Here is a 23,598-nt window from a genome sequence, read left to right as displayed (position 1 = left end):
CGCCGCCGCCGCCGGGCGCAGGCCCCCAGGTAGGGCGAAGTAGGGACAAGCCCACCGTCGGCCTGACGCGGCTGCTCGGGGCACCCGGGGCAGGGCCTAGACTCCCGTCCGTACAGATCGTCGAAGTCGTTGAACAAGCGCAGCAGGGAGCGAGGGGCGGACGTGCCGGACGCGACCGTACGCACCACCATCGCCGCGGACTATTTCCAGGGCTATTCGGTCGTGGGGATCATCGCCGTGATCGGCGTGCTTTTCGTCGCCGTGGCTTTCGGGGCCGGGCGGCTGCTGCGGCCCGTCGTGCCGACACCCGAGAAGCTGCTCACGTATGAATGCGGCGTGGACCCGGTGGGCGAGGGCTGGGCACACACCCAGGTCCGCTACTACGTCTACGCTTTTCTGTACGTCATCTTCGCCGTCGACTCGATCTTCCTTTTCCCTTGGGCGACGGTCTTCGCGGCCCCCGGATTCGGCGGCGTGACGCTCGTGGAGATGTTCATCTTCCTGGGCTTCCTGACCGTCGGCCTGCTCTACGCATGGAAGAAGGGCGTCCTGGAATGGACGTGACCCCCGCCTCCGACGGCTCCGCAGCCGTGCCCGAGAGCTCCGCCCCGCAGTTCGTGCCGGAGCCGCGACGCCTGGGCACACTGGCCCGCCTGGCGCCGGAACCGATGAAGGTGGTCCTCAACTGGGGCCGCCGCTACAGCCTGTGGGTCTTCAACTTCGGCCTCGCCTGCTGCGCCATCGAGTTCATCGCCGCCTCCATGGCGCGGCACGACTTCATCCGGCTCGGCGTGATCCCGTTCGCGCCCGGCCCGCGCCAGGCCGACCTGATGGTCGTCTCCGGCACCGTCACCGACAAGATGGCGCCCGCGGTCAAGCGCCTCTACGAGCAGATGCCGGAGCCGAAGTACGTCATCTCCTTCGGGGCGTGCTCCAACTGCGGCGGCCCCTACTGGGACTCGTACTCCGTCACCAAGGGTGTCGACCAGATCATTCCGGTCGATGTGTACGTACCGGGCTGCCCGCCGCGCCCGGAGGCGCTGCTGCAGGGCATCCTCAAGCTCCAGGAGAAGATCGCCCGCGAGTCGCTGGGGGAGCGGTACGCCCCTAGCGGCGATGCCGCCGGCGGCGGACGGCCCTCGGCGGCCGCGCTGCGCAGCGGCCTGGTGACGCCGCCGGCCCCGCCGAACACCGCGGGCACGCAGGGCACGGCCGATGCCGCGACCCCCGACGCCGCGGCATCCGACGGTGCGACCACTGACGCGCAGGGTGAGGCCGTGACCGGCGAGGCGAAGAGCGGCAGGAAGACGGCGGGGGAGGAGCCCCGATGAGCGAGCAGCCCGAGCAGCCGGCGCGCCCCGGGCAGTCCGACGCGCCCGAGCAGGCCGGACAGGCCGCGCAGCCCGACAGCAACGAGCAGGTCACGGCCGGCGAGGAGGCCGCGGCGGATGCTCCCGCCGCCGAGCCCGAGCCGGTCGTCGAGCCCGTTGTCGGCTGGCTGCCGAGCCCCGCGAGCGAGATCTTCGGTACCGGGGCCTCGGCCGAGCTGGCGTACGACCTGCTGACCGTCGACGTACCCGCCGACGGCTGGCTGACCGCACTCACCGCCGCCCGCGACGACCTCGGCTGCACCTATTTCGACTGGCTGAGCGCCGTCGACGAGCCCGCCACCGGCTTCCGGATCTGCGCGCACCTCGCCGATGTGTCGCACCCCGGTGCCGTCCGCCGGCTGATCGTCCGTACGACCGTGCCGCACGACGCCGCCGCGCTGCCCACCGCTGTGGGCGTGTTCGCCGGTGCGGGCTGGCACGAGCGCGAGACCCACGAGATGTTCGGTGTCGACTTCACCGGCCACCCGCACCTGGTGCCCCTGCTGCTCCCGGAGAACTTCGAAGGGCATCCGCTGCGCAAGGACTTCGTGCTGGCGGCCCGCGTCGTGAAGGCGTGGCCGGGCGCGAAGGAGCCGGGGGAGTCCGAGCACGGCGGCCCCAAGCGCCGGCAGATGCTGCCGCCCGGTGTCCCCGACCCGAACGAGTGGGGCCCGCTGAAGGGCCAACTGCCGCCCGCGCCCGCGCGGCCGGCTCGTGGTGCGCGCGCGGCGGGTGCCGCCGCGGGCGAGCGTCCGGCCCGGCGTACCAGGACCGCGAGCGCGGGCTCGGCCGGCCAGCGCGCGGCAGCCACCGAGGCGACGGCCACCGAGGCGGCGGCCACCGAACCGACGGCCACCGAGGCGACGGCTTCCGGGGCGGCCAAGGCCGCTGCGGCGGAGTCCGCGCCGGCGGCCGAGCGGCCCGCGCGCGCAGAGCGTCCGGCACGCCGTACACCTGCGGCGAGCGAGGGATCGGCCCGCAGCGGTCAGGCGGACGCGGCCGATGCCGGGGCGGCGGAGGCTGCCGCGGCCGAGGTCTCGGCACGCGAGGCGGCACCGGCCAAGGAAACCCCCGTCAAGGACGCCCCGGCCGACGACGCCCCGGCCAAGGAAGCCCCGGCCACGGACGCGCCGTGGCACCACGCGCGCCCCGCCTTCGACGACTCCAAGACGCAGGAGCCCGGCAATCCGGGCCGGCAGCCGGAAGAAGACCGGCAGCCGGAACGGAACGAGCAGCCGGAACAGAACCGGCCCGAGCCGCAGGCGGAGCACGAGCCGGCCCCGCGGCAGGACAAACCCGAGGCGCCGGCCCCGTCCCAGGACCGGGCCGGAGAGCCCGGGCCCGAGCCGGAGCAGGCCCCCGACCCCGATCCCGGCTCCGCCCACCCCCCGACCACCCCCGAAGACCCGGCAGGAGGCAACGCCCCGTGAGCGACGCTCTCGACATCGCGCTGCGCCTCGTCGCCGTCTTCGTGATCTTTCTGGTGTTCCCGCTGGTCATCGGGCAGACCGAGCACAAGGTCATGGCGCACATGCAGGGCCGGCTCGGCCCGATGTACGCGGGCGGGTTCCACGGGTGGGCCCAACTCGTCGCCGACGGCGTCAAGTTCGCGCAGAAGGAAGACATCGTCCCGGCCGGCGCCGACCGGCGGATCTTCCAGCTGGCGCCCGCCGTCGCCCTCCTGCCGTACCTCCTGGTCCTCGTCGCCATCCCGATCGGCCCGGGCAACGCCGTGGGACAGGTCGTCGACGCCGGCATCTTCTTCGTGCTCGCCGTCATGGGTGTCGGCGTGCTCGGCTCGCTGATGGCGGGCTGGGCGTCGGCCAACAAGTTCTCGCTGCTCGGCGGTCTGCGCACGGCCGCGCAGCTGCTCGCGTACGAGCTGCCGATGCTGCTCGCCGCCGCGTCCGTCGCGATGGCGGCAGGCACGGTCTCGCTGCCCGGCATCATCGACGCCTTCCACTGGTGGTGGGTGCCGTGGCAGATCGTCGGCGGACTGGTCTTCTTCACCGCCGGCCTCGCCGAGCTGCAGCGCCCGCCGTTCGACATGCCGGTCGCCGACTCCGAGATCATCTTCGGCGCCTACACCGAGTACACCGGCCTGCGCTTCGCCCTCTTCCTGCTCGCCGAATACGCCGGGATCGTCATCCTCTGCGCCCTGACGACCGTGCTCTTCCTCGGCGGCTGGCACGGCCCGTTCGGCGCCGACGGCTTCGGCTGGCTGTGGACGCTGCTGAAGACCGCGATCCTCGCCTTCGGCGTCATCTGGCTACGGGTCACCTACCCCCGCCTCCGTGAGGACCAGCTGCAAAAGCTCGCCTGGACCGTCCTCATCCCGCTCGCCCTCGCCCAGATCGCCCTCACCGGCGTCGTCAAGGTGGTGATCTCCTGATGGCCTCGGACAATCAGCCGGCCCACGGCACGACCGGCCACAAGCCCGCGAAGAAGTCCGGCTTCCCCGGATCCGGGCTCGCCAAGGGCCTGGCCGTCACCCTTCGGACGATGACGAAGCGGACGGTCACCCAGCAGTATCCGGATGTCCAGCCCGACCTCCCGCCGCGCACCCGCGGCGTCATCGGGCTGTTCGAGGAGAACTGCACGGTCTGCATGCTGTGCGCCCGCGAGTGCCCCGACTGGTGCATCTACATCGACTCCCACAAGGAGACGGTGCCGCCCGCCGCCCCCGGAGGCCGCGAGCGCAGCCGCAACGTACTGGACCGGTTCGCGATCGACTTCGCGCTGTGCATGTACTGCGGCATCTGCATCGAGGTCTGCCCCTTCGACGCGCTGTTCTGGTCCCCGGAGTTCGAATACGCCGAGACCGACATCCACGAACTGACCCACGAGCGCGACAAGCTCCGCGAGTGGATGTGGACGGTCCCCGAGCCGCCCGCGCTCGACCCGGCGGCCGAGGAACCAAAGGAAATCGCCGCCGCCCGCAAGGCCGCCGACAAGCTCGCCGCCCAGCAGCAGGCCGAGGCGGCGGAGCAAGGACCACAGGAGACCCCCGGGGAGGGAACGTGACGCTCGCCGCCGCAAGCCACGGCTTCCTTTCGCCCACCGGCGTCGAGATCGCCTTCCTGCTCGTCGGCATTGCGACCCTCGGCGCGGCCGTGGTGACCGTCACCACCCGCCAGCTGGTGCACGCCGCGCTGTGGCTGGTGGTCGCCCTCGGCGGGATCGCCGTGGAGTACCTCCTGCTGACGGCCGAGTTCATCGCCTGGGTGCAGGTCCTGATCTACGTCGGTTCCGTCGTCGTCCTGCTGCTGTTCGGGCTGATGCTCACCAAGGCGCCCATCGGCCGCTCCCCGGACGCCGATTCGGGCAATCGCTGGGCCGCGCTCACGGTGGCCGTCGCCTCGGCCGCCGCGCTGGTCTGGGTCGTCGTGGACGCCTTTCGCGCCACCTGGATCAACCTCGACGGACCCTCCCAGGGTTCCACCGAGGTCTCCGGCCGCTCCCTCTTCCAGCACTGGGTACTGCCCTTCGAGGCGCTGTCCGTGCTGCTGCTCGCCGCGCTCGTCGGCGCGATCGTGCTGTCCCGCAGGGACAACGGCGCGGCCACCGGCGGAGCGCCGACCGCGCCCGGGGCCGGCGCGGCTCCCGCCACGCGAGAGGACCAGCGCTGATGCATCTCGCCTACCCGGCCGTCCTCGCCGTCCTGCTCTTCTGCACCGGTCTGTACGGCGTGCTCGCCCGCCGCAACGCGATCCTGGTGCTGATGTCCGTCGAGCTGATGCTCAACGCCGTCAACCTCAATCTCGTCGCCTTCGACGTCTGGCTGCGCGACACCCTGCACGCCGGCCAGGCCCTCACCCTCTTCACCATCGCCATCGCCGCCGCCGAGATCGGCATCGGTCTGGCGATCGTGCTGCTCGTCTACCGCAACCGCGGCAGCTCCGACATCGACCGGCTCCGTGACCTCTCCGAGAAGGCGGCCGAGACGGACGCGGCGGACGGGGACACGCAGCCGGACACCAAGGCGGAGGCCACCGCGTGACGCTCACGACCACCGCCGTCCTCGTCCCCCTCCTGCCCTTCCTCGGGGCCCTCGCGGGCCTCTTCCTGGGGCGACGCGCGCCCGGCTTCGTCCGGCCGCTGGCCGTGCTGCCGACGCTCGCCGCGGCCGCACTCGCCATCTCCGTCGCCGTCGACCAGGGCGGTGGCCCGTCCACCGATGTCGCGGTGGAGCTCACCCCCACCGGGTCGATCCCCATCGACCTGGCCCTGCACATCGACGGCTTCGCCGCGCTGCTCGCCGTCCTGGTCGGCTGCGTGGCGACCTGCGTGCAGATCTACTCCACCGGCTACCTGCGCGACGACCCGCGCTACCCTTCCTACGCCGCGCTGGTCTCCCTCTTCACGTCCGCGATGCTGCTCGTCGTCTACACCGGCGACCTGATGATGCTGCTGGTCGGCTGGGAAGTCATGGGCATCTGCTCCTACTTCCTCGTCGGCCACTACTGGGAGACCGAGGCCGCCCGCGCCGCCTCCCTCAAGGCCTTCCTCGTCACCAAGCTCGGCGATGTCCCCTTCCTCTTCGGCATCTTCGCGCTGGCCGCCGACACCGGCACCTTCCGCATCACCGGCATCCTCGGCTCCGTCGCCCGCGACGGCCTGGATCACCCGACCCTGATCGCGCTGCTGCTGCTCGCCGGTGTGGCGGGCAAGTCGGCGCAGTTCCCGCTGCACACCTGGCTCCCCGACGCGATGGCCGGTCCGACGCCCGTCTCGGCGCTGATCCACGCAGCGACCATGGTCGCGGCCGGTGTCTATGTGGTGGCCCGTCTCCTCCCCGTCTTCGCCGCCTCCGCCGCCGCGCTGGTCGTGCTCGCCGTGATGGCCGCGGTCACCATGGTCGGCTCGGGCCTCGCGGCCCTGGCCCAGGACGACATCAAGCGCGTCCTGGCCTACTCGACCGTCGGCCAGCTCGGGTACATGACCGGCGCGCTGGCGGTCGGCGACCGCGGCGCGGCCGTCTTCCACCTCATCGCGCACGGCGCGTTCAAGGCCCTGCTCTTCCTCGGCGCGGGCGTGATCATCCACGCCGCGGGCACCAACTCGCTCGCCGCCATGTCCCGGATGAGCGGCCTGTCTCGGCGCGTCCCGGACGCCTTCTGGACCATGACGGTCGCGCTGCTCGCGCTCGCCGCCATCCCGCCCTTCGCCGGCTTCTTCTCCAAGGAAGCCGTCCTGGGCGCCGCCGAACACGCCGCCACCGGCGACGCGCACGGCATCCCCGGCGCCGCCGGCTGGACCGTCCTGATCTCGGGCCTGCTCACCGACCTCCTCACCGCGGCCTACGCCACCCGCCTGTGGCTGCTCGCCTTCCGCGGCAAGGGCGCCGAGGCCCCCGACCACGGCCCGCAGCCGATCACCATGAACGTCGTGCTGTGGGTGCTCTTCCTCCCCACCGCCGCGCTCGGCCTGGCCGCCCCCTTCCTGCCCGACTGGTTCGACGGCCGCTCGCTCGCCCCGACCCTCACCACCTCCGTCCTCGGCACCGGCATCGCGCTGGTGGGCGGCCTGGTCACCTACGGGGCCTGGCGGCACACCACCGCACTCGCCGCACGCGTCCCCCTCGGCGCGGTCGTCGCCACCCCGGACGTCACCCCCGCGGTCGCGGAGGAGACGGCCATCGACACCCACGCCCCGGCCTACGGCGACATCGCCGCCGCCCCGGACCCGGCCGACCCCGGCCGGCTGCTCCTCGGCCGCCTGCACCGCCACGCGGCCGTCGGCTTCCACCTCGACGCCGTCTACTCCGCCCTCTTCGTCCGGCCCGTACGCGGCGCCGCCACGCTCGTCCGCTTCCTCGACCGCGAGGTCGTCGACACGTACGTGCGCGGCGCGGGCACCGCCCCCCGCTGGCTGGGCGCCGCCGTCCGCCGCGCCCAGACCGGCAACGTGCAGACCTACCTCGGTGCCCTGCTCGCGGGCTCGCTCGTGCTGGCCGTCGCCGCCGTCCTCGTCGCTACGGGCACGGGAGCCTGACCGATGCCGCACATTCCCGGGGCACGCGCCCCGCATCGCCGGCCGACGCCCCCCGCGGCCGGGCTCGCCGGAGCCGCAACCCTGAGGAGGGCCTGACCCGTGAACCCCACCGCTCTGCAGATCCTCCTCGCGGCCGTCGTCGTGCTGCCCCTCCTGGGAGCCGCCGGCGCTCTGCTGCCGCCCCCGCCGGGTCTGCGCGGCCGCAGCCCCGACCAGGCCGTACTGCGCCACGGCGTGACCGTCACCGGCGCCGTCCTCGCCGCGTCCATCGCGCTGGCCGCCGGCTTCGACCACGACCACCCGGCCCGTATGCAGGCCACCACCGACATCAGCTGGATCCCGGCGCTGGACATCCGCATCCACCTCGGCATCGACGGCATCTCGCTCCCCCTTGTCGTGCTGACCGCGCTGCTGACCTTCCTCTGCGCGCTCTACAGCTACTTCCACATGCCGAAGGGCCCGTCTCCCAAGGCATTTGTGGCCCTGCTGCTCGTCCTGGAGGCCGGCACCCTCGCCACCTTCGCCGTCCTCGACCTGATGCTGTTCTTCCTCGCCTTCGAGATGGTCCTCATCCCGATGTACTTCCTCATCGCCCGCTGGGGCGGTGCGCAGAAGCAGGCGGCGGCCTGGAAGTTCATCCTCTACACGCTGCTCGGCTCCGTCGTGATGCTGCTCGGCCTCCTCCTCATCGGCGTGACTTCCGGCACGTTCGACATGGTGGCACTCGCCACTGACAACGGCCCGAAGTCCCAGCTCAGCCACACGGTTCAGCTTCTCGCGGTGCTCGCCATCGGCATCGGACTGGCCGTCAAGGCCCCGATGTGGCCGCTGCACAGCTGGCTGCCGGACGCGCACACCGCTGCCCCCACCGTCGGTTCGGTGCTGCTGGCGGGCGTCCTGCTGAAGATGGGCACCTACGGCTTCGTGCGGATCGCCCTGCCGATCGCCCCCGAGGGCATGCACACCTTCGCGCCGTACCTCGCCGCGCTCGCCGCCATCGGCATCATCTACGGGTCGCTCGCCTGCCTCGCCCTCGTCCGCAAGGGCGCCAAGGGCGACCTCAAGCGCCTGATCGCCTACAGCTCCGTCGGCCACATGGGCTTCGTCCTGCTCGGCATCGCCAGCCTGACCCCCACCGGCGTCAACGGCGCGCTGTTCGCCAACATCGCGCACGGCCTCATCACCGGCCTGCTGTTCTTCCTCGTCGGCGCGCTCAAGGACCGCTACGGCACCACCGACCTCGACTCCCTCGCCGGCGAGACGGGCGCCGCCCTGTACGGCAGGGCACCGCGCTTCGGCGGCCTGCTCGCCTTCGGCGCCGTCGCCTCGCTCGGCATTCCGGGCCTGGCCGGCTTCTGGGGCGAGATGCTCGCGATGTTCGGCGCGTTCCGGCCGGCCGAGGGGCTCAGCCGGCCCGCCTTCCTGACGTTCATGGTGATGGCCGGTCTCGGCACCCTGCTGACCGCCGCGTATCTGCTGCTCGTCGTCCGCCGTGTCTGCATGGGCGGTTCGCTGCCTCACGTGGCACCCGCCACCGCATCCGGGGGAGCGGACGGCGCCGGAGCCTCCGCCGAAGCGGCGACCCCGGAGGCCGCGGCCCCGGCCGCGCCCCTCATCCCCGACATCGCACGCTACGAATACGCGGCCTGGACCCCCCTCGCCGCGCTCACCGTCCTCGCCGGACTGTGGCCCGCGGCCCTCCTCGGCCTCACCGACCCGGCCGTCCAGCAGCTCCTCGGAGGCGGTAAGTGATGAGCTCGATGACCTCCCTGGTCCAGTCCGTCGACTGGCTCGCCGTCGCGCCGCCCACCATCGCCGCGGCGGTCGCCCTGGTGGTGCTCGTCGCCGACCTGTTCCTCCCGGTGGCCAGGAAGCCGCTGCTCGGCCGGCTCGCGACCGCGGGCCTCGCCCTCGCCGCGCTCTCCCTGCTGCCCCTCCTGGGCGATGACCGCCGCACCTTCTGCCTCACCGGTGACCCGGACGTGTGCAGTTACGTGGCCGACCCCTTCGCACTCGTCATCCAATTCCTGGTGCTTGCCGGGGCGTTGCTGACCGCCCTGCTGTCGATCGACACCGTCAAGGACCACGACCTGCCCGCGGGCGAGTACTGGTTCCTGCTGCTCTCCTCCGCCGCCGGCGCCGCCCTGCTGCCCGCCTCCAGGGACCTCGCGACCCTCGTCATCGCCCTCGAAGTCGCCTCCCTGCCCGCCTTCGCGCTGGTCGGACTGCGGCGCGGCGACCGCCTCTCCTCCGAGGCCGCGCTGAAGTTCTTCCTCTCCTCGGTGGCGGCCACCGCGGTGATGCTGCTCGGCGTGAGCTTCCTGTACGCCTCCACCGGCAGCCTGCACCTCGCCCGGGTGGCGCAGACCCTCACCGACCTCCCCGACCCCCGGCTGGCCACCCTCGCCACCGCCGGTGTGGCCCTCACCCTGGTCGGCTTCGCCTTCAAGACCGCGGCCGCGCCCTTCCACTTCTGGGTGCCGGACACCTATGTCGGCGCGCCCCTCCCGATCGCCGCGTACCTGTCGGTCATCGGCAAGGCCGTCGGCTTCTCCGGTCTGATCCTGGTGGCGATCGAGGGCTTCCCCTCGTACGCGCACGTATGGGGCCCGGCGCTGGCCGTCGTCGCCGCGCTCACCATGACCGTGGGCAACGTCGCCGCGCTCCGCCAGAACCCGGACCGGGCGCACAGCGCCGTGCGGCTGCTCGCGTGGTCCTCGGTCGGTCAGGCCGGCTACCTCCTGGTCCCCATCGGGGCCGCCGGGTACGCCGACGACCCGGCGCGGGCCATCGGCTCCACGGTCGCCTACGCGCTGATGTACGCGGCGGTGAACCTCGGCGCCTTCGCGGTCGCCGCGCTGGTGGCCCGTACGAGCCCGGCCAACCGCATCAGCGACTACCGCGGCCTGTACGCCCGGCGCCCGCTGGCCGCCCTCGCCCTCGGCTTCTTCCTGCTCTGCCTCGCCGGACTACCGCCGGGCATCATCGGCCTGTTCGCCAAGGTCACGGTCTTCTCCGTGGCCGTCGACGCCGGCCTGGGCTGGCTCGCGGTGATCATGGCCGTCAACGTCGTGATCGCGCTCTACTACTACCTCCAGTGGACCGCGGTCCTCTTCCGGGGCCCCGCGACCGCCAAGGACGGTACCGCGCAGGCGGCGGACGGAGCACCGGCCCCGCAAGCGGCCCGCCCCCGGATCCCGGCCGCCCTCACCGCTGCCATCGCGCTCGCCACGGTCCTCGGCATCGCGCTCTCCGGCGCCCCGCAGCTCGTCCTGCGATTCGCCTCCGGGGCCCTGCTCTAGCCGACGCGGACGGCTTCAGCTGAAGCCGTCCTGCTCAAACCGGAGCGAACCTGCCGGACCGGGGGGCGCACCCGCCCCTCACCCGCCCCGAGCGACCCCCGCAGCCCGCGGCTCGCGCGGGCCCCGGCCGTACGCTCACGCGTCTCCGCACGCAGGCCAAGGGCCGTGAAGTGCCTGCCGCTCACCCGTACGGCGGTACACCGCCATGCGCCGCGACGCGGCCCCGGTGCCCCACCTGGACCCGTCCCGCGTGCACAAGGGAACCAGCCCTCCTCATCTGGCGTTGACCGGTGAGTAAGGGTCCACTGGAGAGTGGAGTTCGAAGCAAGGGTTCCCCTGCCGCACCGCTTGGAGGGCGTACCGTGCACCGCCGGCACAACGGGCTCAGGACCGCCGTACTCCTCGGGGGACTGTCCGCCCTCATCATCGTCATCGGCAGCCTCTTCGGCCGTACCGGCCTCATCGTCGCCGTCGTCGTCGCCCTCGGCACCAACGCCTACGCGTACTGGAACAGCGACAAACTCGCCCTCAAGGCCATGCGGGCCCGCCCCGTCAGCGAGTTCGAGGCGCCCCGGCTCTACCGCATGGTCCGCGAACTCTCGACGGCCGCCCGCCAGCCCATGCCGCGCCTGTACATCTCCCCGACCCAGGCGCCCAACGCCTTCGCCACCGGCCGCAACCCCCGCAACGCCGCCGTCTGCTGCACCGACGGCATCCTGCAGCTGCTCGACGAACGCGAGTTGCGCGGCGTCATCGGCCATGAGCTGAGCCATGTCTACAACCGCGACATCCTGATCTCGTCCGTCGCCGGAGCTCTGGCCTCCGTCGTGATGTTCCTCGTCAACTTCGCCTGGCTGATCCCGATAGGCCGCTCCGACGACGACGAGGGCCCCGGCCTCCTGGGCATGCTGCTGATCATGATCCTGGGGCCGGTGGCGGCGTCCCTGATCCAGCTCGCCGTCAGCCGCTCCCGCGAGTACGCAGCGGACGCCTCGGGAGCCCAGCTCACCGGCGACCCGCTGGCCCTCGCCTCCGCCCTGCGCAAGCTGGAGGCCGGCACCAAGCAGCTCCCGCTGCCGCCGGAGCCGCGCATCGAGACGGCCAGCCACATGATGATCGCCAACCCGTTCCGCGCGGAGGGCATGTCGAAGCTCTTCGCCACCCACCCCCCGATGCGCGAGCGCATCGCCCGCCTCGAAGAGATGGCGGGCCACCGCCCATGACGCCCGGCAGCCGCCGTCCACCGCGGCCCCGCGCCCGGTGCACCAGGCCCCCGCCGGTGCAACGCCGCAGGGCACTCCGGGCGTCTGTCACCCCAGACACATTCTTCGCCGTGCCCGTGGAAGGCTGACGATCATGAAGTTCCTCCTCAACATCCTCTGGCTGATCCTGAGCGGCCTGTGGCTGGCGATCGGCTACGTCGTCGCGGGTCTCATCTGCTGCATCCTGATCATCACGATCCCCTTCGGCATCGCGTCCTTCCGGATCGCCGGCTACGCCCTGTGGCCGTTCGGCCGGACCACCGTCGAACGCCACGACGCCGGCGCCGGCTCCGCGATCGCCAATGTCATCTGGATCGTCTTCGCGGGCTGGTGGCTCGCCCTGGGCCACATCGTCACGGGCCTGGCCCTGTGCGTGACGATCATCGGCATCCCCTTCGGCATTGCCAACTTCAAGATGATCCCCATCTCCCTGCTGCCGCTGGGCCGCGACATCGTGCCCACCGACCGGCCGTTCACCGTCCGCTGACGGGCGGCCTCCGGCCGGATCAGGCCCGCACGAGCCCCCGGGGCGCCGTATACCGCCGGAAGCCGAGCGGTTCGACGCCCGGGAGGCTCGCGAGCAGTCGCATCACCTGCCCGCCGCTCCCCAGCTCGGCGACGACCATCCGCTCGTGCGCCTCCGCGTCCGTCCACTCGCTGTAGTTGACGACCCGGGTGCCGTCCTCGGAGAGATGGAAGTGCGAGGCGATGCCGCCCGCCCCGCTCTGCCGGCCGTCGAACATGTCCATCAGCCCGTCGACGAGCCGCCGCGCCGCCTCTTCCCCCGCCGTCCGGAAGGCGACGCGCACCACGCACCCCGGTGCGGGCGCCGCGCCCTCCGGCAGCAGGCTGCGGTACAGCCGGAAGCGGCCGGGCCCCGCGTCGCCATCACCCCCGACACCGACCGGTGCCGCCGCGATCCCCTCAAGCGGCCCGGTCTCCTCCCGTGCCACGAACTCCCGGTGAGCCGCGCCGCTCGTCCACTGGGCGTAATCGAGCACGCTGCGCCCGTCGGTCCCGGCGAACAGCACCCGCGACAGGAAACCCGCGGGCAGCGGCGTCTCCTCCCAGGCGTGCGCCACCCCGTTCTGGGCCGCCCGCTGCCCCTCGGGGCTGCCCGCGTCCCACTCGCTGATCAGTACCAGGCCACTGTCCGGCCGCCGGATCTCGGGAAACACGTCCGTGCGAAAGGCGTCACCGGAGCCGGAGTACACCCCATCCGGTGAATGCGTCGATGTCATGGCAGCACCCTCCGGCCTCAACCGGACTTGAGGTCAACCCCCGCCACCGCCCCGTACAACGCCGGTGGGGCGGCGCGCCCCTGGCACGCCGCCCCACCTGATCCGACCCCGGCGGCAGCACTGCGAGCCGCCGCCGGCCGCCGGCACCTACCGGTAGTTCACGAACTGGATCGCGAAATCCAGGTCCTTCCCCTTGAGCAGCTGCTGCACCGACTGCAGGTCGTCCCGGCTCTTGGAGCTGACCCGCAGCTCATCGCCCTGCACCTGCGCCTTCACGCCCTTGGGGCCCTCGTCGCGGATGATCTTGGCGACCTTCTTCGCGTTGTCCTGCGAGATCCCCTCCTCGATCGAGGCGGAGATCCGGTACTCCTTGCCCGAGGCCTGCGGTTCGCCGGCGTCCAGCGCCTTCAGCGAGATCCCGCGCTTGATCAGCTTGGACTGGAAGATGTCGAGAACGGCCTTCACCCGCTCCTCGGCGTTGGCCTTCATCTCGATCTTCTCGCCCGACCACTCGATCGACGCACCCACGCCCTTGAAGTCGTAGCGCTGCGAGATCTCCTTGGCGGCCTGGTTGAGGGCGTTGTCGACCTCCTGCCGCTCGACCTTCGAGACGATGTCGAAACTGGAGTCGGCCATGTTGAGTTGGCTCCTCGTACGTAGATCCGTCAGGGCTACGGCCCGTGCCGGACCGCCCCGCCAGCCTAGCCACCCTCCGGTGATCCGGCGCCGCAGAATCGAGTGGCGAACCACCCCCGGCCATCAGGTATGGTTTACGTCGTTGCCACAGAGCGCCGCCCACAGCGGATCTCCCGGCAGCAAACCCTGGCGGTGTGCCCGAGCGGCCAAAGGGAGCAGACTGTAAATCTGCCGGCTTCGCCTTCCCAGGTTCGAATCCTGGCGCCGCCACAGGTGTGAAGGGGCCCCTGGATCGTAGAAATACGGTCCAGGGGCCCTTTTCGTATGGTCGCGGTGCGGCGGTCGTCCGGTCCGGACTCAGTGCGCGGCCACCGCGCGGACCGCCTCGGCGACCGGGACGTCGCCGTTGATCAGTTCCAGCGTCCGGCCGATCATGCCCGGCTCGGCGAGCAGCTCCGCGAGGGTGGCCGCGACGTCGTCCCGCGTCACCTCCCCGCGCCCGGTCGCGTCGGCCAGCGTCACCAGCCCCGTGCCGGGGGCGTCGGTCAGCCGGCCCGGCCGCAGGATGGTCCAGTCGAGGCCGGCCCGGGCCCGTACGTCCGCGTCCGCCGCGCCCTTCGCCCGCAGGTACGCCGCGAAGACCGGGTCGGTGCCCTCCGGCGGTTCACGGTCCGCGCCCATGGACGAGACCACGAGGAAGCGCCGTACGCCCGCGGCCTCGGCCGCGTCGGCGAAGAGGGAGGCGGCGCCGCGGTCCACGCTGTCCTTCCGCTCGATGCCGCTGCCCGGCCCCGCGCCCGCCGCGAAGACGGCGGCGTCCGCATCCTGGAGGTGCCGTGCGACCTCCTCCACCGACGCTGACTCCAGATCGCAGACCACCGGCTCGGCGCCCGCGGCCAGCAAGTCCCCGGCTTGCTCCGGCCGGCGGATCATGCCCGCGACCTCATCCCCGCGCCCGGCGAGCAACCGCTCCAGCCGAAGCGCGATCTGACCATGTCCACCTGCGATGACAATGCGCATGGTGCCGACCGTACGCCGAAGTGGGCCGCACTTTCGAAGGACCGGGCCGGGCTCACGGGCTGTCAGAGGCCGCGCGCCGCAACGCTGTCGGGGCCACGGCTCAGCGCTGTGACTGCCGGGGCAGATCCAGCGCCACCTCCGCCGCCGAGTCGCAGTACTCACGCACCGCGCTGGTGCGCGCGACAACGCGCCCCCGGTGCACCACGATCCGGCTGTAGGCGAGGGAGAGCACACCGGCGATCCGTTCGCCGCGTACCGCCAGCAGCTCGGCGGGGAAGCCCGCCTCGACGCGCACCTCCGGCAGGCCCAGCGTCGCCCGTGCCGCGCCGCTCACCGCCTCGTAGGCCGCCTCCGGCGTGGCCTCGCCCAAGGAGGCCAGCAGGTATGCCGCCTCGAGCGGGTCGCCGCGGCCCACCGGGTTCGCCACGTCGCGCAGCGCCCCGCTGCCCGCAGCGACCCGCACCCCGGCCGCGCGCAACAGCCGCACCGGGGCCGGGCGGGACACCCGGGAGCCGTAGCGCTCCAGGGCGGTGCAGTCGCCCTGCGGGAGGCAGACGACGGCGACGTCGGCGGCGGCAAGCTGTTCGGCCACCCGGGACGCGACACTGCGCGGCATCCGCGCCATCCCGGCGCACGGCCCCAAGGCCACCCCGGACCGAAGCCCGCCGGCCATCGCGGCGAAACGCGCCAGCCGCGCCGGGTCGTCGCCGTCCGTGTGCAGGTCCACCGGGCAGCCGTGCTCCCCGGCCATCTCCAGGACCGTCTCCATGTACCCGGCCGGGTCGGGGTCGAGATCGGGGCAGCCGCCGATGACCGAGGCTCCCATCTTCACGGCGTCCCGCAGCATCGCCAGTCCGTCCGCGCCGGCCACCCCGGTCAGCACCCGTGGGACCGCGACCGCCGCCAGCTCCGCGAGGCCGCGCAGCGACCTGCGGGCCGCGAGTACCGCCTCCAGCGACCGCAGGCCCTGGACGTCGCCGATCCGTACGTGGCTGCGCGAGGCGGTGGCGCCGTGCCCGAGTTGCAGCAGCGCGGCCTCCGTCGTGCGCCGTTGTACGTCCTCGGGCGAGTCGGAGGCGGGCCCGTCGGAGTCCGCGGTCAGGGCCGTGTCGCAGTGCGCGTGGGGTTCGGCTGGGGCGGGCAGCAGGAGGTAGCCGGCGAGGTCCACGCGGGAACTCTGCGCCGGGAGGCTGCCGGTCGTCCCGACGGCCTCGATGTGCCCGCCACCGAGCCGTACGTCCACCGTGCGGCCGTCGGCGAGGCGGGCGCCGCACAGCAGCAGCGCGCCGGTGTCCGACCTGGCACGCCGACCGGAGCGATCGGGCTCCCCGGGCTGTCCCGGCTGTGGTTGCGGCTGCGGCGAACCGTCGGACATCGCGCTCCTCGAAGGCACGGGCGTGCAAGATCACGCAGCGTTGCGCCGAGCCTAGGGGGCCGCCGGGAGAGCTTCGAGCAGGCGCGAAAAAGTCGTACCGGTGTGGTGCGCGAGGCGGCTGGGGGACGGCCCGGATACGGATTTCACCTTTGGCTGCGGGCCGTGTAATGTCTTCATCGCTCGCCCCAATAGCTCAGTCGGCAGAGCGTCTCCATGGTAAGGAGAAGGTCTACGGTTCGATTCCGTATTGGGGCTCTGGTGTGAGGTTCCTCGCCTTCGGGCGGGGTCTCCCACATCGCAGCGGTGTAGCTCAGTCGGTAGAGCAAGCGGCTCATAATCGCTGTGTCACCGGTTCAAGTCCGGTCACCGCTACTGACAGTAGCCGATTGTGGGCTCGGTCCTCCGATCGGCTACTCTTTTATGCGTTCACCCGTCCATCCGTCCGTCAAGGAGCACTCACGTGGCTGCCACAGACGTCCGCCCGAAGATCACGCTGGCCTGCGTGGAGTGCAAGGAGCGGAACTACATCACCAAGAAGAACCGGCGCAACGACCCGGACCGTCTTGAGATGAAGAAGCACTGCCCCCGTTGCAACTCGCACACTGCGCACCGCGAGACGCGATAACTCAGGCTCGTTCGTGAGGCCGTCCCCATTTTCTGGGGGCGGCCTCACGGCGTTGTCACCACTTCTGTACAGGGAGGTTGCGAGCCCATGGCGCTCGACCCGTCTTTTGTCGGACGCACGTACCCGCCCACCGACCCGTACGAGGTCGGCCGGGAAAAGATCCGCGAATTCGCCGAGGCCATCGGTGACAGCAATCCCGCATACACGGACACCGAGACGGCCAAGGCCCTCGGCTACCCCGATGTGATCGCACCGCCGACCTTTGTGTTCGCGATCAGTTTCAAGGCCGCGGGACAGGTCATCGAGGACCCGCAACTGGGCCTGGACTACAGCCGGGTGGTGCACGGCGACCAGAAGTTCGCCTACAGCCGTCCGGTGCGCAGCGGCGACCGGCTGGCCGTCACCTCCACCATCGAGGCGATCAAGACCATGGCGGGCAACGACATCATCGACATCCGCGGTGAGGTGCACGACGAGGCCGGCGAACACGTCGTGACCGCTTTCACCAAGCTGGTGGCCCGCGCCGCCGAGGGGGCCTGAGATGACCGCGAAGATCTCCTACGACGACGTCGAGGTCGGCACCGAACTCCCGGCGCAGTCCTTCCCCGTGAGCCGCGCCACCCTCGTCCGGTACGCGGGCGCCTCCGGTGACTTCAACCCGATTCACTGGAACGAGAAGTTCGCCAAGGAGGTCGGACTGCCGGACGTCATCGCGCACGGCATGTTCACCATGGCCGAGGCGATCCGTGTGGTCACCGACTGGGTGGGCGATCCGGGCGCCGTCGCCGAGTACGGCGTGCGCTTCACCAAGCCCGTCATAGTCCCCAACGACGAGACCGGCGCGCTGATCGAGGTCAGCGCCAAGGTGGCGGCCAAGCTCGACGACAGCGACCGCACGGTCCGCGTCGACCTCACCGCGACCAGCGCGGGCCAGAAGGTGCTGGGCATGTCCCGCGCCGTGGTCCGGCTCGCCTAGGGCTGATCCCGAAGGACACGCCCGGGGCGGCCGGCCGACGGCTGCCGGACCGCCCCCGTACCCTTGGGCGCGTGCAGGAACTCCACGACGCCCCCCTCGCCCCGCTGACCACCTTCCGGCTCGGTGGCCCCGCGACCCGTCTCGTCACGGCCACCACGGACGACGAGGTGATCGCGGCCGTCCGCGCGGCCGACGACGCCGGCACCCCCCTGCTGCTCATCGGCGGTGGCAGCAACCTCGTCATCGGCGACAAGGGCTTCGAGGGCACGGCGCTGCGCATCGCGACCCGGGGCTTCGCGCTCGACGGCACGACGCTGACGCTGGCCGCGGGCGAGAACTGGTCGGACGCGGTGGCCCGCACGGTCGAGGCCGGACTGGCCGGGATCGAGTGCCTGGCGGGCATCCCGGGGTCCGCGGGCGCCACGCCGATCCAGAACGTCGGCGCGTACGGCCAGGAAGTCTCCGCGACCATCACCGAGGTCGTCGCCTACGACCGCCGTGCCGGTGAGACCGTCACGATCCCCAACGCCGACTGCGGCTTCTCCTACCGACACAGCCGCTTCAAGCAGGACCCCGACCGGTTCGTCGTGCTGCGGGTGCGCTTCGCCCTGGAGGACGCCGGCGGGCTCTCCGCGCCCCTGAAGTACGCCGAGACCGCCCGCGTCCTCGGCGTGGAGCCGGGCGACCGGGTGCCGGCCGCCACCGCCAGGGAAACCGTCCTGGCCCTGCGCGCGGGCAAGGGCATGGTGCTGGACGCCGCGGACCACGACACCTGGTCGGCCGGCTCCTTCTTCACCAACCCGATCCTCACCGAGGACGAGCACGCCGCCTTCGTGCAGCGCGTCCACGACCGCCTCGGACCCGACACCGCACCGCCGGCCTTCCCGGCGGGCGACGGCCGGGTGAAGACCTCCGCCGCCTGGCTCATCGACCGCGCCGGCTTCACCAAGGGCTACGGCAGCGGCCCCGCCCGCATCTCCACCAAGCACACCCTCGCCCTCACCAACCGCGGTGAGGCCACCACCGAGGACCTCCTCGCCCTGGCCCGCGAGGTGCGCGACGGGGTGCACGCGGCGTTCGGCGTCGTGCTCGTCAACGAGCCCGTGACGGTCGGCGTCAGCCTGTAGCCGACGCCGGGCCGTCCGCCAGCCAGGCGTCGATGCCCGCCAGCAGGCGCCGCTGCTCGTCCTCCGGCGCCCGCGAGCCGCGGACCGACTGCCGGGCCAGCTCTGCCAGCTCGGCGTCGGTGAAGTGGTGTGCGGAGCGCGCGATCTCGTACTGAGCGGCCAGCCGCGCGCCGAACAGCAGCGGGTCGTCCGCCCCCAGAGCCATGGGCACCCCGGCCTCGAAGAGCGTCCGCAGCGGCACGTCCTCGGGCTTCTCGTAGACGCCCAGCGCCACATTCGACGCCGGGCACACCTCGCAGGTCACGCCCCGGGAGGCCAGGCGGCGCAGCAGTGCGGGGTCCTCCGCCGCCCGTACGCCGTGGCCCACCCGCCCGGCGTGCAGATCGTCCAGACAGTCCCGCACGCTCGCCGGGCCCGACAGCTCGCCGCCGTGCGGCGCGGCGAGCAGACCGCCCTCCCGGGCGATGGCGAACGCGCGGTCGAAGTCCCGGGCGAAGCCCCGGCGTTCGTCGTTGGACAGGCCGAAGCCGATGACGCCCCGATCGGCGTAGCGCACCGCGAGGCGCGCCAGTGTCCGGGCGTCCAGGGGGTGCTTCATCCGGTTCGCGGCGACCAGCACGCGGATGCCGAGGCCGGTGTCCCGGGAGGCGCTCGCGACAGCGTCCAGGATGATCTCCAGTGCCGGGATCAGACCGCCGAGCCGCGGCGCGTACGACGTCGGGTCGACCTGGATCTCCAGCCACCCCGACCCGTCCCGGACGTCCTCCTCGGCCGCCTCGCGCACCAGCCTCTGGATGTCCTCGGGGGACCGCAGACAGGACCGTGCGATGTCGTAGAGCCGCTGGAAGCGGAACCAGCCGCGCTCGTCGGTGGCGCGCAGCTGGGGCGGCTCTCCGCCGCGGAGGGCCTCGGGCAGATGTACGCCGTACTTGTCGGCGAGCTCCAGCAGCGTCGTGGCCCGCATCGAACCGGTGAAATGCAGGTGCAGATGGGCCTTCGGCAACCGGCGGACCTCACGAAAGCTCTCCATCCGGAGATCTTGCCGCATGCACCCGGCACGCCGGTAGGGCCTTTCCCGAAGGGGTGTCCGGGGGAACGCGCGAGCGGGCGCCCGGAACCCTCCGGACGCCCGCTCGCACGGTCGGCTCCCCGCCCGCCCCAGGGCGGCCGGGAGCCGTACGTCAGTCCTTCGCCTCGGCCAGCAGCTTCTGCAGCCGGGAGACGCCCTCGACGAGGTCCTCGTCGCCGAGCGCGTAGGAAAGCCGCAGGTAGCCGGGGGTGCCGAAGGCCTCGCCCGGAACGACGGCGACCTCCGCCTCCTCCAGGATCAGACCGGCCAGCTCGACGCTGGTCTGCGGGCGCTTGCCGCGGATCTCCTTGCCGAGCAGCTCCTTGACCGACGGGTAGGCGTAGAACGCGCCCTCCGGCTCCGGGCACAGCACGCCGTCGATCTCGTTGAGCATCCGCACGATCGTGCGACGCCGACGGTCGAAGGCGACCTTCATCTCGTCCACGGCGGCGAGGTCACCGGAGACCGCCGCGATCGCCGCGGCCTGCGCGACGTTGGAGACGTTGGAGGTGGCGTGCGACTGGAGGTTCGCGGCGGCCTTGATGACGTCCTTGGGGGCGATCGCCCAGCCCACGCGCCAGCCGGTCATCGCGTACGTCTTCGCCACGCCGTTGACGATGATGCACTTGTCGCGCAGCTCCGGCACGACGACCGGCAGCGAGCTGAACTCGGCGTCGCCGTAGACCAGGTGCTCGTAGATCTCGTCGGTCATGACCCACAGGCCGTGCTCCGCGGCCCAGCGGCCGATGGCCTCGACCTGCTCGCGGCTGTAGACCGCACCGGTCGGGTTCGACGGCGAGACGAACAGCACCACCTTGGTGCGGTCCGTGCGGGCCGACTCCAGCTGCTCGACACTCACGCGGTACCCGGTGGTCTCGTCGGCGATCACGTCGACCGGCACGCCGCCCGCGAGGCGGATCGACTCGGGGTACGTCGTCCAGTACGGCGCCGGGACGATGACCTCGTCGCCCGGGTCGAGGACGGCCGCGAACGCCTCGTAGATGGCCTGCTTGCCGCCGTTGGTCACCAGGACGTTGGCGGCCTCGATCTCGTAGCCGGAGTCACGCAGCGTCTTCGCGACGATCGCGGACTTCAGCTCGGGGAGGCCGCCGGCCGGGGTGTAGCGGTGGAACTTGGGGTTGCGGCAGGCCTCGACGGCCGCCTCGACGATGTAGTCGGGCGTGGGGAAGTCGGGCTCACCGGCGCCGAAGCCGATCACCGGACGCCCGGCGGCCTTGAGGGCCTTCGCCTTGGCGTCGACGGCCAGGGTCGCGGACTCGGAGATCGAGCCGACGCGAGCGGACACCCGGCGGTCGGTGGGCGATCCCTGGGGAGGGGTGGCGGGGGACGATGCAGAAGGAGTAGCAGCGCTCATATATGCATCGTCGCAGACCGCCGACCGGCCGGGCACATGGGTTTGGCGGCACCACCCGGGACGTTTCTGTTCGACGCCCGGCCCGGAAGCACGTACACTCGCTGACCGTTGGCTCCCAACAGGCCGCCGCGACTCACGCACTTAGTGCAGTCGGCCGCATGCGGTAGGTTGGGGGAACCACAAAGGGTCGTAGCTCAATTGGTAGAGCACTGGTCTCCAAAACCAGCGGTTGGGGGTTCAAGTCCCTCCGGCCCTGCTACACGCACTTGATCACTGAAAGTGCGTGCACGCGTACGTACTGAAATGCACCGCCGTGCGGCTCAACCGGGCGCGGCACGGCCACGACCCGGATTCAGGTGAGGACGAGTGACGGACGCCCTGGGCTCCATCGACATGCCTGAGCGCGGTCGTTCCGACGATGCATCCGAAGAATCCGAGAAGAAGCCCCGTCGCGGTGGTAAGCGCGGCAAGAAGGGCCCCTTCGCGAGGCTCGCGCTCTTCTACCGCCAGGTCGTGGCGGAACTCCGCAAGGTCGTCTGGCCGACGCGCAGCCAGCTGTCGACGTACACCAGCGTGGTGATCGTCTTCGTTGTCATCATCATCGGTCTCGTAACCGTGATTGACTTGGGTATCAACCGAGTCGTCGGGTACGTCTTCGGCTGACCCCCGCGGAGGGCGCCTCAGCGGGCGCCTTTTCGCATGTTCAACCCCTTGAAGCAAGGAAGAAGCAGCCACGTGTCTGACCCGAACCTGAACGACGCCGCCGAGCCCGTCGCGGCTGCAGAGGCCGACGTTGACGAGGCCGTCTCGGCCGAGGTCGAGGGCGACGACACCGCTCTGGAGATCGTCGAGAACGCCGACGGCGTCGACGAGCTCGACGCCGAGGACGCTGCTGCCGGCGAGCCCGCCGAAGAGGCCGCGGTGCACGTCGAGAACGACGCGGCCGACGAGGACGAGGACGAGGACGAGTCCGCGGAGCCGGCGGAGGAGCAGGAGCCGGTCGACCCGGTGGCCGCCCTCCGTGACGAGCTGCGCACCCTCCCCGGCGAGTGGTACGTCATCCACACCTACGCGGGTTACGAGAACCGTGTGAAGACCAACCTCGAGCAGCGCGCCGTCTCGCTCAACGTCGAGGACTTCATCTTCCAGGCCGAGGTGCCGCAGGAAGAGGTCGCCCAGATCAAGAACGGCGAGCGCAAGACCGTCCGGCAGAACAAGCTCCCCGGGTACGTCCTGGTGCGCATGGACCTGACGAACGAGTCCTGGGGCGTCGTCCGCAACACCCCGGGTGTCACGGGCTTCGTCGGCAACGCCTACGACCCCTACCCGCTGACGCTGGACGAGATCGTCAAGATGCTCGCCCCGGAGGCCGAGGAGAAGGCCGCCAAGGAGGCCGCCGCGGCCGAGGGCAAGCCGGCGCCGTCCCGCAAGGTCGAGGTCCAGGTGCTGGACTTCGAGGTGGGCGACTCCGTCACCGTCACCGACGGCCCGTTCGCGACGCTGCAGGCGACGATCAACGAGATCAACGCCGACTCGAAGAAGGTCAAGGGCCTCGTGGAGATCTTCGGCCGCGAGACCCCGGTCGAGCTCAGCTTCGACCAGATCCAGAAGAACTAGTTTCTTCCGGACCACCAGCCATACCGAGCAGGTCAGACGGGCTTCGCAGCCCTTCTGACCTGCTCGGTTTTTGGCCGCGCGACTATACCCGTTATCGTTGTGCGGTATGCCTCCATCCGGATGACCGGATTGCGGGGCGAAACAACTCTCACTAGGACCCGGAGAGAGCATGCCTCCCAAGAAGAAGAAGGTCACGGGGCTTATCAAGCTCCAGATCCAGGCCGGTGCCGCGAACCCGGCTCCGCCGGTCGGCCCCGCGCTGGGCCAGCACGGCGTCAACATCATGGAGTTCTGCAAGGCCTACAACGCCGCGACCGAGTCGCAGCGTGGCATGGTCGTGCCGGTGGAGATCACGGTCTACGAAGACCGCTCCTTCACCTTCATCACGAAGACCCCGCCGGCCGCGAAGCTGATCCTCAAGGCCGCGGGTGTGGAGAAGGGCTCCGGCGAGCCGCACACCAAGAAGGTCGCGAAGATCACGGACGCGCAGATCCGCGAGATCGCCACGACCAAGATGCCCGACCTGAACGCGAACGACCTGGACGCCGCGGCGAAGATCATCGCCGGCACCGCGCGTTCCATGGGCATCACGGTCGAGGGCTGACCGCC

25 protein-coding genes and 4 tRNA genes are annotated in these 23,598 nt (G+C 71.5%); 23 read left to right on the top strand and 6 right to left on the bottom strand.

Annotation, left to right across the window (positions count from 1 at the left end; genetic code table 11):
* Positions 1 to 162 precede the first annotated feature (162 nt).
* From ACGFZW_RS11000 to ACGFZW_RS10945, 12 genes are all read left to right on the top strand, one after another.
* Positions 163 to 564, top strand: a complete 402-nt coding sequence (locus ACGFZW_RS11000) for an NADH-quinone oxidoreductase subunit A (RefSeq protein WP_393892740.1) — start codon at positions 163 to 165, stop codon at positions 562 to 564.
* Entirely contained in the window at positions 555 to 1,331 is a 777-nt protein-coding gene (locus ACGFZW_RS10995; RefSeq protein ID WP_393892739.1) for an NADH-quinone oxidoreductase subunit B, read from the top strand. The genes ACGFZW_RS11000 and ACGFZW_RS10995 overlap by 10 nt, the downstream gene beginning before the upstream one ends.
* The gene (locus ACGFZW_RS10990) at positions 1,328 to 2,800 is read left to right on the top strand and encodes an NADH-quinone oxidoreductase subunit C (protein WP_393892738.1); all 1,473 of its coding nucleotides are present in this window, start codon (positions 1,328 to 1,330) and stop codon (positions 2,798 to 2,800) included. Before ACGFZW_RS10995 ends, ACGFZW_RS10990 begins: the two co-directional genes overlap by 4 nt.
* Positions 2,797 to 3,762 (top strand): NADH-quinone oxidoreductase subunit H, encoded by a 966-nt coding sequence (locus ACGFZW_RS10985; RefSeq protein ID WP_393892737.1) that lies wholly within the window; start codon positions 2,797 to 2,799, stop codon positions 3,760 to 3,762. Before ACGFZW_RS10990 ends, ACGFZW_RS10985 begins: the two co-directional genes overlap by 4 nt.
* Positions 3,763 to 3,872: 110 nt before the next feature.
* Entirely contained in the window at positions 3,873 to 4,394 is a 522-nt protein-coding gene (locus tag ACGFZW_RS10980) for a NuoI/complex I 23 kDa subunit family protein (protein ID WP_393892846.1), read from the top strand.
* Positions 4,391 to 4,999, top strand: coding sequence for an NADH-quinone oxidoreductase subunit J (locus ACGFZW_RS10975; protein WP_393892736.1), 609 nt, complete (start codon positions 4,391 to 4,393; stop codon positions 4,997 to 4,999). The genes ACGFZW_RS10980 and ACGFZW_RS10975 overlap by 4 nt, the downstream gene beginning before the upstream one ends.
* A complete protein-coding gene (gene nuoK / locus ACGFZW_RS10970) occupies positions 4,999 to 5,370 on the top strand; it encodes an NADH-quinone oxidoreductase subunit NuoK (RefSeq protein ID WP_393892735.1) in 372 nt (123 codons plus the stop codon). Before ACGFZW_RS10975 ends, nuoK begins: the two co-directional genes overlap by 1 nt.
* Positions 5,367 to 7,364: an NADH-quinone oxidoreductase subunit L gene (locus ACGFZW_RS10965; RefSeq protein ID WP_393892734.1), complete on the top strand. Its 1,998-nt coding sequence runs from the start codon at positions 5,367 to 5,369 to the stop codon at positions 7,362 to 7,364. The genes nuoK and ACGFZW_RS10965 overlap by 4 nt, the downstream gene beginning before the upstream one ends.
* Positions 7,365 to 7,463: 99 nt before the next feature.
* A complete protein-coding gene (locus tag ACGFZW_RS10960; RefSeq protein WP_393892733.1) occupies positions 7,464 to 9,116 on the top strand; it encodes a NuoM family protein in 1,653 nt (550 codons plus the stop codon).
* A complete protein-coding gene (locus tag ACGFZW_RS10955; protein ID WP_393892732.1) occupies positions 9,116 to 10,666 on the top strand; it encodes an NADH-quinone oxidoreductase subunit N in 1,551 nt (516 codons plus the stop codon). Before ACGFZW_RS10960 ends, ACGFZW_RS10955 begins: the two co-directional genes overlap by 1 nt.
* Positions 10,667 to 11,028: 362 nt before the next feature.
* Complete coding sequence (gene htpX, locus ACGFZW_RS10950) at positions 11,029 to 11,889, top strand: zinc metalloprotease HtpX (protein ID WP_393892731.1); 861 nt, start codon at positions 11,029 to 11,031, stop codon at positions 11,887 to 11,889.
* A gap of 133 nt (positions 11,890 to 12,022) precedes the next feature.
* Entirely contained in the window at positions 12,023 to 12,415 is a 393-nt protein-coding gene (locus ACGFZW_RS10945; protein WP_393892730.1) for a YccF domain-containing protein, read from the top strand.
* A 19-nt stretch (positions 12,416 to 12,434) separates the two neighbouring features.
* On the opposite strand, the gene ACGFZW_RS10940 is transcribed toward ACGFZW_RS10945, so the two are convergent.
* Both ACGFZW_RS10940 and ACGFZW_RS10935 read right to left on the bottom strand, forming a co-directional pair.
* Positions 12,435 to 13,169, bottom strand: a complete 735-nt coding sequence (locus tag ACGFZW_RS10940; protein ID WP_393892729.1) for an antibiotic biosynthesis monooxygenase — start codon at positions 13,167 to 13,169, stop codon at positions 12,435 to 12,437.
* Between the two features lie 147 nt (positions 13,170 to 13,316).
* Positions 13,317 to 13,805: a YajQ family cyclic di-GMP-binding protein gene (locus ACGFZW_RS10935; protein ID WP_393892728.1), complete on the bottom strand. Its 489-nt coding sequence runs from the start codon at positions 13,803 to 13,805 to the stop codon at positions 13,317 to 13,319.
* A 188-nt stretch (positions 13,806 to 13,993) separates the two neighbouring features.
* Here ACGFZW_RS10935 and ACGFZW_RS10930 point away from each other — a divergent pair.
* Positions 13,994 to 14,075: transfer RNA gene (locus tag ACGFZW_RS10930), tRNA-Tyr, on the top strand.
* A gap of 87 nt (positions 14,076 to 14,162) precedes the next feature.
* Here the strand turns inward: ACGFZW_RS10930 and ACGFZW_RS10925 are convergent.
* Positions 14,163 to 14,825, bottom strand: a complete 663-nt coding sequence (locus ACGFZW_RS10925) for an SDR family oxidoreductase (RefSeq protein WP_393892727.1) — start codon at positions 14,823 to 14,825, stop codon at positions 14,163 to 14,165.
* Between the two features lie 100 nt (positions 14,826 to 14,925).
* Positions 14,926 to 16,200 carry an amidohydrolase family protein gene (locus tag ACGFZW_RS10920; RefSeq protein ID WP_393892726.1) on the bottom strand — a complete coding sequence of 425 codons (1,275 nt, stop codon included), beginning with the start codon at positions 16,198 to 16,200 and terminating at the stop codon, positions 14,926 to 14,928.
* Between the two features lie 182 nt (positions 16,201 to 16,382).
* On the opposite strand from ACGFZW_RS10920, the gene ACGFZW_RS10915 reads away from it, so the two are divergent.
* From ACGFZW_RS10915 to ACGFZW_RS10890, 6 genes are all read left to right on the top strand, one after another.
* A tRNA-Thr gene (locus tag ACGFZW_RS10915) sits at positions 16,383 to 16,455 on the top strand.
* Between the two features lie 44 nt (positions 16,456 to 16,499).
* A tRNA-Met gene (locus ACGFZW_RS10910) sits at positions 16,500 to 16,572 on the top strand.
* A gap of 88 nt (positions 16,573 to 16,660) precedes the next feature.
* Positions 16,661 to 16,825: a 50S ribosomal protein L33 gene (gene rpmG / locus ACGFZW_RS10905; RefSeq protein ID WP_006604855.1), complete on the top strand. Its 165-nt coding sequence runs from the start codon at positions 16,661 to 16,663 to the stop codon at positions 16,823 to 16,825.
* Between the two features lie 87 nt (positions 16,826 to 16,912).
* Positions 16,913 to 17,365, top strand: coding sequence for a MaoC family dehydratase N-terminal domain-containing protein (locus tag ACGFZW_RS10900; RefSeq protein WP_393892725.1), 453 nt, complete (start codon positions 16,913 to 16,915; stop codon positions 17,363 to 17,365).
* A 1-nt stretch (position 17,366) separates the two neighbouring features.
* Positions 17,367 to 17,801, top strand: coding sequence for a MaoC family dehydratase (locus ACGFZW_RS10895; protein ID WP_393892724.1), 435 nt, complete (start codon positions 17,367 to 17,369; stop codon positions 17,799 to 17,801).
* A 71-nt stretch (positions 17,802 to 17,872) separates the two neighbouring features.
* Positions 17,873 to 18,928 (top strand): UDP-N-acetylmuramate dehydrogenase, encoded by a 1,056-nt coding sequence (locus tag ACGFZW_RS10890; RefSeq protein WP_393892723.1) that lies wholly within the window; start codon positions 17,873 to 17,875, stop codon positions 18,926 to 18,928.
* Here the strand turns inward: ACGFZW_RS10890 and ACGFZW_RS10885 are convergent.
* Positions 18,918 to 19,958, bottom strand: coding sequence for an adenosine deaminase (locus tag ACGFZW_RS10885; protein ID WP_393892722.1), 1,041 nt, complete (start codon positions 19,956 to 19,958; stop codon positions 18,918 to 18,920). The genes ACGFZW_RS10890 and ACGFZW_RS10885 overlap by 11 nt on opposite strands.
* A 151-nt stretch (positions 19,959 to 20,109) precedes the next feature.
* Complete coding sequence (locus tag ACGFZW_RS10880; protein ID WP_393892721.1) at positions 20,110 to 21,372, bottom strand: pyridoxal phosphate-dependent aminotransferase; 1,263 nt, start codon at positions 21,370 to 21,372, stop codon at positions 20,110 to 20,112.
* 183 nt (positions 21,373 to 21,555) lie between these two features.
* On the opposite strand from ACGFZW_RS10880, the gene ACGFZW_RS10875 reads away from it, so the two are divergent.
* The 4 genes from ACGFZW_RS10875 to rplK all read left to right on the top strand — a co-directional run bounded on the left by ACGFZW_RS10875 (position 21,556) and on the right by rplK (position 23,593).
* Positions 21,556 to 21,628 (top strand) — tRNA-Trp (locus ACGFZW_RS10875).
* Positions 21,629 to 21,738: 110 nt separating this feature from the next.
* Positions 21,739 to 22,035 (top strand): preprotein translocase subunit SecE, encoded by a 297-nt coding sequence (gene secE, locus ACGFZW_RS10870; protein ID WP_393892720.1) that lies wholly within the window; start codon positions 21,739 to 21,741, stop codon positions 22,033 to 22,035.
* A gap of 72 nt (positions 22,036 to 22,107) precedes the next feature.
* A complete protein-coding gene (gene nusG / locus ACGFZW_RS10865; protein ID WP_393892719.1) occupies positions 22,108 to 22,989 on the top strand; it encodes a transcription termination/antitermination protein NusG in 882 nt (293 codons plus the stop codon).
* 169 nt (positions 22,990 to 23,158) lie between these two features.
* Positions 23,159 to 23,593, top strand: coding sequence for a 50S ribosomal protein L11 (gene rplK / locus ACGFZW_RS10860; protein ID WP_393892718.1), 435 nt, complete (start codon positions 23,159 to 23,161; stop codon positions 23,591 to 23,593).
* Positions 23,594 to 23,598 lie beyond the last annotated feature (5 nt).

Origin of the sequence: Streptomyces sp. NPDC048248, assembly GCF_043201875.1 — a bacterium.
GTDB lineage: Bacteria > Actinomycetota > Actinomycetes > Streptomycetales > Streptomycetaceae > Streptomyces.
The sequence above is the reverse complement of the archived record's forward strand: the minus strand, read 5'-3'. Positions and strand labels throughout refer to the sequence as shown.